The sequence below is a fragment of the Nitrosomonas sp. genome (assembly GCF_040256045.1).
Lineage (GTDB): Bacteria > Pseudomonadota > Gammaproteobacteria > Burkholderiales > Nitrosomonadaceae > Nitrosomonas.
The window spans coordinates 22,860-34,559 of sequence record NZ_JBDZWD010000001.1 but is presented as its reverse complement, the minus strand read 5'-3'; the positions used below and the strand labels follow the sequence as shown (position 1 = coordinate 34,559).

General features: G+C 49.8%; 9 protein-coding genes and 1 tRNA gene. 3 read left to right on the top strand and 7 right to left on the bottom strand.

What is annotated here, in order from left to right; translation table 11 throughout:
- Window positions 1-306: 306 nt before the first annotated feature.
- A complete protein-coding gene (locus tag ABUL11_RS00160; RefSeq protein ID WP_350281842.1) occupies window positions 307-2,952 on the top strand; it encodes an MMPL family transporter in 2,646 nt (881 codons plus the stop codon).
- Window positions 2,953-2,987: 35 nt separating this feature from the next.
- On the opposite strand, the gene ABUL11_RS00155 is transcribed toward ABUL11_RS00160, so the two are convergent.
- The 4 genes from ABUL11_RS00155 to ABUL11_RS00140 form a co-directional block, all read right to left on the bottom strand.
- Window positions 2,988-3,638: a DedA family protein gene (locus tag ABUL11_RS00155; protein ID WP_350281841.1), complete on the bottom strand. Its 651-nt coding sequence runs from the start codon at window positions 3,636-3,638 to the stop codon at window positions 2,988-2,990.
- Window positions 3,639-3,786: 148 nt separating this feature from the next.
- Window positions 3,787-3,862: transfer RNA gene (locus ABUL11_RS00150), tRNA-Lys, on the bottom strand.
- Between the two features lie 21 nt (window positions 3,863-3,883).
- The gene (locus tag ABUL11_RS00145; protein ID WP_350281840.1) at window positions 3,884-6,151 is read right to left on the bottom strand and encodes a VanZ family protein; all 2,268 of its coding nucleotides are present in this window, start codon (window positions 6,149-6,151) and stop codon (window positions 3,884-3,886) included.
- A complete protein-coding gene (locus ABUL11_RS00140) occupies window positions 6,148-6,561 on the bottom strand; it encodes a hypothetical protein (RefSeq protein WP_350281839.1) in 414 nt (137 codons plus the stop codon). Before ABUL11_RS00140 ends, ABUL11_RS00145 begins: the two co-directional genes overlap by 4 nt.
- 87 nt (window positions 6,562-6,648) lie before the next feature.
- Here ABUL11_RS00140 and hemJ point away from each other — a divergent pair, with 87 nt between their 5' ends.
- Complete coding sequence (gene hemJ / locus ABUL11_RS00135) at window positions 6,649-7,062, top strand: protoporphyrinogen oxidase HemJ (RefSeq protein ID WP_350281838.1); 414 nt, start codon at window positions 6,649-6,651, stop codon at window positions 7,060-7,062.
- Between the two features lie 23 nt (window positions 7,063-7,085).
- Here hemJ and def read toward each other — a convergent pair whose 3' ends face one another.
- The 3 genes from def to ligA all read right to left on the bottom strand — a co-directional run bounded on the left by def (window position 7,086) and on the right by ligA (window position 10,555).
- On the bottom strand, window positions 7,086-7,616 hold the full coding sequence (gene def, locus ABUL11_RS00130) for a peptide deformylase (RefSeq protein WP_350281837.1): 531 nt from the start codon (window positions 7,614-7,616) through the stop codon (window positions 7,086-7,088).
- A complete protein-coding gene (locus ABUL11_RS00125; RefSeq protein WP_350281836.1) occupies window positions 7,609-8,355 on the bottom strand; it encodes an S-methyl-5'-thioinosine phosphorylase in 747 nt (248 codons plus the stop codon). Before ABUL11_RS00125 ends, def begins: the two co-directional genes overlap by 8 nt.
- Before the next feature lie 151 nt (window positions 8,356-8,506).
- The gene (gene ligA / locus ABUL11_RS00120) at window positions 8,507-10,555 is read right to left on the bottom strand and encodes an NAD-dependent DNA ligase LigA (protein ID WP_350281835.1); all 2,049 of its coding nucleotides are present in this window, start codon (window positions 10,553-10,555) and stop codon (window positions 8,507-8,509) included.
- A gap of 160 nt (window positions 10,556-10,715) precedes the next feature.
- On the opposite strand from ligA, the gene ABUL11_RS00115 reads away from it, so the two are divergent.
- Window positions 10,716-11,366: a Spy/CpxP family protein refolding chaperone gene (locus ABUL11_RS00115; protein WP_350281834.1), complete on the top strand. Its 651-nt coding sequence runs from the start codon at window positions 10,716-10,718 to the stop codon at window positions 11,364-11,366.
- Window positions 11,367-11,700 lie beyond the last annotated feature (334 nt).

Sequence of the window (11,700 nt, the reverse complement as noted above, 5' to 3'; positions counted from 1 at the left end):
AAAAATAGATTCACGATCAGCTTTCCGGAGCTGATCAGCCTTTAAAAATATGGGGAATCCTGGATCTTTTATGGATTCCCTGCACTGAACTACTGGTCAGTGCATAGCATGGCTGGACATCTGATTCATTCTGCATCTCCCGAGCAATTCTCGCGTCAATTATTCTTTATTGGTATTACCCGCACTTGCTTTGTGCAGCCATCATGACAGAGATCTGACGGTATTTTCACTCCAACTGCTCTAAAATACTGTTCGTAATAAGAAATCTGAAATGCAATATATGATCTGGAACCAGGGCAGGGAACAATGAAATTTTCACATAACCGTACCTACAATCTTTTCGCGTTTTGTACCAGCTTCAGTTATCGCTACGCTCCCTGGGTTTTGCTGATTGCATTGCTTCTTACCGTGGCAAGTGCGGTTTATACCGCACGCAATCTGGGCATGAATACCGATACTACGGATATGCTTTCCGAGAATTTGCCGTTTCGTATCAATAGCGTAAAGTACGACAAAGCATTTCCGCAGGATTCGGGCATTCTGCTGCTGGTGCTGAGTGCGCCCACTCCTGAACAGGCTTATTCCACTGCGAGTCGTCTGGCAGCATCTTTGAAAAAAGACAGTAAAAATTTTTCCGATGTTTATGCACCCGGTACGGATGATTTTTTCGGGCGTAACGGACTGCTCTATGAAGATATTCCACAGCTCAATTACATTGCAGATCATCTGGCTGAGGCACAGCCACTGATTGCACAGATCAGCCGTGATCCCACATTGTATTCCTTTACTGGGTTGCTCACGCAGGCGGTTGATGAATTGAATAAAGGCCAGTACCTGGAATTGGGGCCGGTTTTCAGCGGTGTGAGTGAAACGCTGAATGCGCAGCTTGCCGGAAAATCACGACCATTGTCGTGGCAGACGCTGTTTCGTGGTGAGCCTGTCAAAATCAGCTATCAGGAAATAATCATTGCCAAACCCAGGCCGGATTATTCTGAGCTGCTTCCAGGCAAGCAGCCCATACTGGCGGTGCGTGCGGCAGCAGAGCAGATCGGTTTGACGGATGATGGCCCGATCCAACTGCGTATTACGGGAGACGTGGCACTGGCGGATGACGAGCTCAAGAGTTCACTGGATGGTATGGAAGTCGCCGGAGTGGTTACATTCATCCTGGTGGGTGCGGTACTTTACTCAGCCATGCATACGGTGGGTATGACTCTTGCCGTGCTGATTTGCCTGGGAGTGGGTCTGATTCTGACAGCCGCTTTTGCAACGGTTGCAATTGGTCAGTTGAACGTGATATCCATCGCTTTTGCGGTGCTGTATATCGGCCTGGGTGCGGATTTTGCCATCCATTTCCTGCTTCGCTTCCGGGAAATGCTGGAGGGCGGGCTGTCCGTGAACGACGCGATATACAAGGCCGGAGGCGAAGCCGGTGTTGCCTTGACTGCCTGCACCGTTGCAAATGCGCTTGGTTTCTACGCATTCATACCGACCAGTTACAGCGGAGTGGCAGAGTTGGGCATCATTTCCGGTACAGGTATGCTGATCAGCCTGATCGTCACCTTCATCATCGGGCCTGCATTATTGCGGTATTTATCGGGGAAATCGGTTGTTGAGCCCAACCATAGAAAAACACTGGGCAAGGCGCTCGAATTTTCGCTCAAGTGGCGAAAACTGACGCATATTTCGGTTGGTTTGTTACTGTTGCTTGCCATCGTACTGTGGCCGCAGATCAGATTTGATTACAACCTGCTCAATATGCAGGATCCAAAAGGAGAGGCCGTTCAAACCTTCCGCGAGTTGCTGGCATCACCCGACCATTCACCGTGGTACGCGGTTGTGCTAACTGAGGATCACAAGGAGATCCAGCAGTTGCAGGACAATCTGGTCAAGTTGCCCGAGGTAAGCAAGGTGGTTTCGATTCTGGATCTCGTGCCATCAGAACAGGAAGCGAAACTGGCAGTCATCGAAGAAATGTCACTGATCATGGGCCCCGAGTTGTCCGTTACCAGATCAGCCACACATGAACATACCGTATCTCAACAAATACAAGCGCTTGCCACCCTGAATAAGACACTGGATCGATACCTGGTCCAGCACCCTGATTCGGCCGTATCGGCTTCTGCACGGGGGCTCAGAGATTCAGTCACATCATTGCTCGACCGATTGGATAAAGCAGATTCGGGAGAAAGGCGGAAACTGCTGCATTCGCTGGAGGAAGATCTGCTTTCCACGTTATCGATCGCACTTCAGCGTTTATACAATCTGATCGAGGCGGTGCCTTTCAGTGAACAGGAATTACCGGAATCGATCGCCGGCCGCTGGCACAGCCATACAGGAGAATATCGTATCGCCGTGTATCCATCGGAAGACATTGGTGATAACGGATCACTGCGCCATTTCGTCAGATCGGTACAGCAGGTGGCTCCCCAGGCGACAGGGATGCCGGTGATCAGTCTGGAAGCAGGCGATGCTGTAATCGATGCTTTCATCCAGGCATTTTCATTGGCACTGGTGGGAGTGGTGGTTGCACTACTGATCATGCTGCGCAGCATAAAATATACTGTACTGGTGCTGATCCCGTTGTTGTTATCCTGCATATTCACCGGGGTTTTCACCGTTCTGCTGGATATACCGTTCAATTTTGCCAATATCATTGCGTTGCCGCTCTTGCTGGGCCTGGGTATCGACAGCAGTTTGCACATGGTCCACCGCAGTATGGATAACAGGGTCGAAAACGAAATCCTGATCCATACCAGTACGGCACGGGCCATTTTTTACAGTGCTCTGACCGCTCTGGTTGATTTTGCCAGCCTCATGTTCTCATCGCATAAAGGCACGGCCAGCATGGGGGCCCTACTTACGGTCGGGTTGGCATTTACCCTGATCTGTACACTCATCATCCTGCCTTCCCTCCTGAGAAACCCTGGCCGACGGCAGGCAGTGGCATAAGGTTTTTGTTATCTAACGTATCCGAACAAAGCAGATCAACTCACATCCCGCTTATTTTTCCCGAAGTGGTGTTTGAGATATTCGATGAGTGGAGGGGTGATCGATAAAATGATGATTGCAAGAATGACAAGCTTGAAATTTTTTTGTATCAGCGGCAGTTGCCCGAAATAAAATCCGGCGTAAACGAATATGCCGACCCACAGAACGGCACCGATGATGTTGTAAGCAATGAATTTGCGATAAGGCATCGTGCCAATACCTGCGACAAACGGGGCAAATGTACGGATGATGGGGATAAAGCGGGCGATGATGATGGTTTTGCCACCATATTTGAGGTAAAAGGCGTGCGTTTTGTCCAAATGTTCCTGTTTCAGGAAACGGAATTTTCCTGAAGTAAAAATCGTTATTCCGAATTTTTTACCTACCCAGTAATTGACACTGTCTCCCAGAATACCCGCCAGCGTCAGTCCGGCAAACAGGAGATGAGGGTCGAGCTGTGACCCCTGCAGTGATGCCAGTGAACCTGCGGCAAACAGCAGGGAATCTCCAGGCAGAAAAGGAAATACGACCAGCCCGGTCTCGCAAAACACGATCAGAAAAAGAATGCCATTCACCCATGCCCCGTATTCCGAGACAAGCTCCTGCAGGTGGCTATCTATATGAATGATGAAATCAATAAGAAACATTGAAGGGAGGAAAGAGGAAAAATGGTTTTCTCTACGATGGGCCGGATCGCATCACAACCAATGTGGTATGGCTCGGATCAGGTCTAAACCTAAAAAATCTGAGCAATAAAAAAGGCACCTGGTCATATACTGATCAAGTGCCTGTATCTGGTAGGCCGTGCGCGATTCGAACGCGCGACCAACGGATTAAAAGTCCGCTGCTCTACCAGCTGAGCTAACGACCCGAAGGCGGCAATTATACCAACTCATTCCTTGTTGTGAAACACTTTATCGCTATTAGAAGAATAGTGACTACCTGGGTGCCGGGTTACTCTGCCAAAACTGCGTATGCCCGAGCTGATAATAGAGATGAAGCCGACTTGTACCAGGCACCAACGGGCAAATAATTCTGTTTCGGGCAGAATCTGCTTGCGATCAGGGCCAAGCAGAAACTGGGTTCCGGGGAAAATATGTTCATATTTATGAACTTCGGGTTCCAGCCCCAGAGAGAGGAGCAACCATCCTAGTGGCAGCATTGCGAGGGATAGCATTATCCCCACGATCCATTCCCTAATGTGGCCAGACATATTGGCGAGCATGATAGCGTTGGCACAGAGAGCGAAAAGCAGGAGGTAAAGATAGAAGCCGCCTTCCATACCCAAGGCACCATTGCGAGCAATCAATTCATTCAGGTTGTCAGTCGAGGACCAGCTAAAAGCAATGGTTTTGGCCAACCAGAGCCAGGGTAGTGCGCTGATAATCAGAATAAGCGTTTTTCTTGCGACTTGTTCATGTTGCTTGCGCAGGCTGAAGAAGCTGATAATCAGTGCCAGAAAAATAACAAGGGGGGCATATAGTGCCGTATAGCGAACCAGTCTTTCCAGGATGGAAATCAATGTCGGGCCAAGCCATTCAAAAATATGTCGCCAGCCCTCACCCCAGAGATCTTTGTTAACGACAAACCAGTAAAGATTATTCGATCCGGTGATATCGGTAATACTTTCCTGGGTTACGCTGATTGAGAGCAGTCCCAGGCTGATAAGACTGGCTGTGAACACCCATCCCGGCAGGCTTATAAATGGCCTGTTGCTGGAAAGTATCCTGGAGCTGATCCATGCAGCTCCTGCTCCGATCCATAATAATGCCAGAACAAAAATGAATATGAATAATATGTTGCCATCAAATAGAAATAGCTCTTTTAAGTTATAAGGTATTTTGGGCAAGCGCAAAGTTAGCCAAATCAGGCTTGCAGTTCCTATCGACAGAAAGATTACGGGAATCCACTCCCTGAACAGAGGCTGATTTTCGGAGGAACCAGTCCGATAAGAATGAGATAGGGATGGAATAGGCTTGCCTGGTACGGGGCTGGTGATAGAGTGGGATATCTCAGTATGGCGTTCAAGTTTCCTGGATTCAGACAATCCCCATGTAATCAGTCCGATTAGTACCGGTTCCGTGATATCGGCATTACGCCCTAACAGGATCATCTGAATCAGTTCGATGACTATCGACCAGAAGATCAGTGCCAGAGCCATGCCACGAAAATTTCCACCTGTTTGCCATCCAAGCCATAGTAGAGCTGAATAAATATAAAGTGAACGGATCAGTCCTGTCGTATTGTCCAGCATTGATCCTTCCAGCATGGTGGTGAAAGGGATAAGATTGAATGTGCCGCCGGACATAAAAGAAAAAGGCGTGAGGGCGGAAAGAGACCAGGCGGACAGTAACAACCAGAAAGCAACTGCAGCTCTGATACGATGGTTAGTCTGCAGAAGCAAAATACTTGCCAGATAGCCTGCCAGCAATCCTGTTAAGGTTGATGAATCAAGAGACTGATCTACAACGACAATTTTTCCGGCAAGTACAAATAGCAGGGTGCAGGTCAGCCAGACTGTCGGCTTGCGGATTTGCAGCGAAAGAATACTGCCGGCAGCCATAAAACTTGTTGCATGCAACCAGAAATATGGAAAACTGAAATCGGTTTCCTGCAGCGGCTTTAGCGCATCCTTGAATTTCTGCCAGTCGAGGGAAGGAACCAGCGGTAACAATTCGCTGCTTGTCCACAAAAGGAGTATTACGAAAGGAATGATGGTTCCAGTTTGAAGAGGTGACAATTTGCCAAGGGAACGAGAAGAAAGAAATCGTCTTGCCAGAAAACCGATCCCGATTCCGGATACCAATCCAACCATATTCCAGAGCACATCAGCCAGGGTTGCAGACCGGGTAGGCAGCCATATTTGCAAGATTTGCAAAGTCAGCGCAAAGACAAAACCGGCGGTCAGCCATAGCAGTAAATGAGTCGTTCTGTACCGTGCATGAATGACCCATCCACCGTTAATTCCCAGCGGCAAAAATAGTGCGATATTTCCCAGCAGATCACCAATCGATGTTATCCAGAGCATATTGGTAAAAAACTGTTCAAACGAGTCCGGGTCAGCATGCGAAAAATTACCGGGATAGAGCGATCCGTACGTAATCAGCAGAACAAGGACAATCAGAATCTTTGTATTGGGGGATAAATTTCTGATGATCATGGCTGTTTACTCTGTGGAGTGTGCATTCTGCTATAAAAAGTTTCCGTAAATCCGGTATTGATCATGCTGTCCAGAACCGGATAGCGGCCAATGCCCGACGAGTACATTAAGGTAGGCGACAAATAGGGCATGTGGACTGTTTTCCAATCTGGAAATTTTTGCTTCACTACGCAGGAAATGATGGGTAGGTCGCTCTTGTATTTACCCGGCAGGCGCAGCATATGTTCACAGGACTGCAGTACTTTTAATTTGACCAAATATGTATCTGGATTTTCTGTATAAATGTTTCCAGCAGAAACAACGGATACGGCCAGCAAAATTAAAATCCAGGTACTGGAACAGCTTAAGAATTCCAACCGAAGGCTATAATGACTGAAGCGGACGATTATGTTCTGTTGAATATTCCTCATGGGATTTTTTGATGCGTAAGGTTGATACAAGATGTACTACAGCAGTTTCTTATCAGCCTGATTGAAATTTTTATCGTAATTTTTCTTATGCTCTGGATAAAATCATTACATATCGTTTCCATGGTGACCTGGTTTGCCGGGTTATTTTATTTGCCCCGACTGTTTGTCTATCATGCCATGTGTACGGATCAGGCGGGTATAGATCGATTCAAGGTGATGGAGCGCAAGCTCTATTATGGCATCATGACTCCCGGTGGATTGCTGACGATCATTTTTGGTACATGGTTGTGGCTGGGCTACGGTTTTTCCGGGGGGTGGCTGCATACCAAACTGGCACTGGTCGCGTTACTGGTTGCCTACCACCTCTATTGCGGAAAGTTGCTGATCGATTTCAGAAACGATCGCAACCGGCATGGCCACATGTACTACCGCTGGTTCAACGAATTGCCGGTGCTGGCATTGTTTGCGATCGTCATACTGGTCGTGGTCAAGCCCTATTGACAGAGCAAAGCGTGGAGGATGACTCAGTCATCCACGATTGTCTGGCCCGGGAACAGCGTATCGGTATAGCCGAATTTGCGTAAATCATCGATGCGCATGGGATAAAGTATTCCGTTCAGATGGTCGCATTCGTGTTGTACCACACGCGCATGAAATCCTGTGACGGTTCTGTCGATGGAAGCACCGGCTGCATCCACGCCCTGATAACGCAGGTGAGTGTAGCGAGGGACCAGCCCGCGCATTCCCGGGATGCTCAAGCAACCTTCCCAGTCTTCTTCCATCTGTTCGGTCAGCGGTGTGAGTACGGGGTTGATCAGCACGGTAAACGGTACACTTTCAGCATCCGGATAGCGCGGAGAGTGCTCAACCCCGAATATGACCACTTGCAGGCTTACTCCGATCTGCGGAGCAGCCAGGCCGGCACCGTTGAGTGCAGCCATTGTATCCTGCATATCCTGCAGCAATGCTTCGAGCTCCGGTGTGCCAAACTGATCAACACGGTGTGCAGGTTGCAGCAGGCACGGATCGCCCATTTTCAGTACAGGTTTAATCATCGTAGTTCCTCACCAGGTGTTCCAGTATATTCCGGACGCTTACCATCACATTCTCCAGCGCCAGATGGGCAGCCTGCAGCGGGATGGCTTGCAGGCTTTCCCCGCGCCCGGCTGCATGATTTGCGACGGCAGCGATGGTCGCATAGGAAATACCCAACTCTCTGGCAAGGATGGCTTCCGGCATGCCTGTCATTCCTACTAAATCTGCACCATCACGCTCCAGGCGATTGATTTCGGCAGCAGTCTCGAATCGGGGTCCCTGAGTAGCGGCGTAGACACCGCCATCGATGACTGGTTCACCTGCATTCCGGGCAGCCTGCAGCAGGCTTGCCCGCGTCTGAGGACAGTAGGGCTGTGTGAAATCAGTATGGGTGATCGTGTCATTAGAGCGACCATGGAAAGTGGCTTCTCGACTGTGGGTGTAATCGATGATCTGATCAGGAACGACAATTTTTCCGGGTCCCATGTCTTTGCGAATACCGCCCACTGAAGCGACAGCAATGATCGTTCTGATTTTCAGTGTATTCAAGACCCAGATGTTGGCTCGATAGTTGACCGCATGAGGGGGAATGGTAAGGCCGTGCCCATGTCTGGACAGGAAAACGATTTCCCGTGTGCCGATCGTGCCAAAAATCAATGCACCGGAAGGTTCTCCGTAAGGGGTTCGCATGACCTGGCGGTGGGTGACTTCCAGGCCGGCAAGTTTATTCATACTTCTGCCACCGATGATTGCAAGCATATTGGTTTATATTAGAAATTATTCGTTTACTGCAGAATGCCATTGAACCGGACGCTTCTGCACGCTTCATTATATAGAACGGGAATAATATGCACGTAATCGACGTACAGATGAAATTCATCAGCCACAGGCGCCGATATCCGCTCTGCCATCATTTACCGGAAGAAGTATCCTGCAGCAGCAACAGCAGCAGCTGATCTTCATCGAGAACCGGGATACCCAGTCCAATGGCTCTGGCATATTTGCTGCCGGGGTCTGATCCGGCGATAACGTAACTGGTAGTAGATGAAACACTGCCGGTTACTTTGCCGCCCTGTTGTTCGATTCTGTTTTTGGCCTGATCGCGTGTCATGGTCGGTAAAGTTCCGGTCAGAACGAAAGTTTTACCGGAAACAGCCGGGTTCGTGCGCAATGATGGCTGCGCAGCAGGGATGGGTTTCTTCCATTGCAGTCCGTGGCTCAGCAGTTGTCCGATTACTTCCCGGTTATGTATTTCTGAGAAGAAGTCCGCGATGCTCTGTGCGACGACCGGGCCAATATCCGGAATCTGTTGCAGTTGTTCGGCATTCATATTCATCAGACGATCGAGATCGCCCGTGTGGCTGGCAAGTGCTTTCGCCGTTGCTTCCCCAACATGCCGGATACCCAGTGCATAGATAAAACGCGGCAGCGTGGTTTTTTTACTGTCTTCGATGGCTGTAACCAGATTACGGGCAGATTTCCCGGCCATGCGTTCCAGGCCGGCCAGGGTATCGACATCCAGTCTGTACAGATCAGCGGGCGTGTGAACCAGTCCGCGATCGATCAATTGATCAACCAGCTTTTCTCCTAACCCGTCGATATCGATGGCGCGGCGGGAAGCAAAATGCAGAATTGCCTGCTTGCGCTGAGCTGGACAATATAACCCCCCGCTGCAGCGGGTAACTGCTTCATCCGGCAGGCGGACAGCTTTCGATCCGCAGACCGGACAATGGTCCGGCATGACGAATGCTCGAGCGTGGGCGGGCCGCCGTTCCGCTATCACGGCAACTACTTCCGGGATGACATCGCCCGCCCGCCGCACGATGATGGTATCGCCGATCATGATTTGTTTGCGCTGCACCTCGTCTTCGTTATGCAGGGTGGCGTTGGTAACCGTTACCCCACCCACGAATACCGGGGCGAGGCGTGCCACCGGAGTCAGGGCACCGGTTCTCCCCACCTGGATTTCGATCGCCAGCAGTTCAGTACTGACTTCCTGCGCCGGAAATTTATGTGCGATGGCAAAGCGGGGGGCGCGCGAGACATATCCCAGCTTTTCCTGTTGTGCCAGATCGTTGACTTTGTACACTACCCCATCGATTTCATAGGGCAGAGATAAGCGCAAAGCATTCATTTCACGGTAATAGGTCAATAATTCGACTACACCCGTTACTGTGCTGCTTTGTCGTGCTACCAGAAATTGCTGTGCAGCAAGATAGGTCAGAATTTCGCTGTGTGTCGAGAAAATCGGCTGATCTTCATGATAAACACCGATGCCATAGGCGAAAAAAGTCAGTCTGCGCGCAGCGGTGATGCGGGAATCGAGCTGGCGCAGGGAACCGGCAGCAGCATTACGTGGATTGACGAAGTTTTTTTCACCGTTCTTTCGCTGTTGTTCATTGAGGCGCTCAAAATCCGCTTTCAGCATGACTACTTCGCCGCGTACCTCGAACTGGCCAGTCGGGAATGGCGTTTGCAGACGCAGGGGGATCGACGGAATCGTGCGTAAATTCAGCGTGATATCTTCTCCGGTATAACCGTCTCCCCGAGTGGCACCTTTTGTCAGGATTCCGTGCGTGTAAATCAGGCTGATAGCCAGGCCATCGAATTTGGGTTCGACAGCATAATCGACTCTGTCTATGTTCAGTGCTTCACGGATACGCCGGTCAAAGGCAATTACTTCTTCTTCAGAGAAGGCATTGGCCAGCGATAACATGGGGGTCTGGTGGACGAGTTGTGCAAATACTTTTAACGGTGGAGCACCTATCCGCTGCGTCGGGGAATCTGGCGTGACCAGGTGCGGGTATTGCTGTTCCAGCTGTTGCAGCGTGCGGAAAAGTGCGTCGTATTCTGCATCCGGAATGATCGGTGTATCCTGAGCATAGTAATGGAAGTTATGTAACGCAATGGCTGCACGCAATGCTTGCAGGCGTTCTTCGATCGTGTTTTCGGATATCATGTCAGCATTATCTCGCAGATAGGGACAGGACAGAACAGAACAATGCTTGTCCCAGGATAATGGAAAACAGATTATGCCGAGGAATTCCCCCGGTTTCATAATTTTGTATAAAACAGGTTGTCAGTGTGCTTTGCAGGATTTCTACAACAGGAGAAATGACATGAATATCAGATCAACCGGACTATCCATCCTCATCGGTGCCTTGTTTGCAATTCCCGCTACCACGGCAACAGCCGTTTCTTCAGTCGTGGATACATCGATGCGGCAAGGAACAGCCAATTACCTTATCCTGGCTGATGCGCATCAGCATCAGAGCCATCAGGGTGGAAGTGCAGGGCAGGGACATTCAGGTGGCTCAGGCCATGCCGGGCATGGACAGGGAGGAGGAAAAAGCAGGCACGGTGGAGGGGATGGCTACTCGGGGCATGGTGGATACGGGAAGGGAGACAAGGGGAATATGGAGCACCATGGGCATCCACCCAGCTACGCCCACAGTGTTGCCATGCAGGCCGAAGTATTGGGTCTTTCCGATGAACAGCTTGGCAAAATCGTGCGCTTTCATCTGAAAGAGGACAAGCAGGCGCATGAGCGTATCAAACAGAAAATGAAGGAAAGCATACAGGCTTTCCGTGAAGCGATTACCGACCCTGCCGTCGATGATGAAACATTGCGTAAACTGGGGCAGGCGCCTGTTGACAGCCTCAATGAAATGATCAAGTACCATATCGACGAACGCAAAGCCGTCCGCAGTATGCTGACTTCCGAGCAGATCGGGAAATTGAAAGAGGTGAAATCAGATCATGATCATTGAACCCGGGAACTGATCTGATCCAACAGCCGGCAGATATAAGGTGTACTGCCGGCAGTAACTTGTGTTCTGACCATAATTTTATTCTTATTCTCTTGATGGCCGGTTGAAAGTTCCCGTTTTTTCGGAATTCTTCAATCGGCCATATTTATCCCTATTTTTCTTGTTCTGCTCCCGCCCGGGTAATTTCAATTCTGGTCGTTGGTAAAACGGCTGAACATCTCCTCGCTGAGAAGGCTGTTTCTCTCTGATTACCGATCTGTAATCGGGAGTATTTTCATGACTGGCTGGCCATCATAAAAACTAAAGTTCCTGCGGGCTACAACCGTTGATTTCC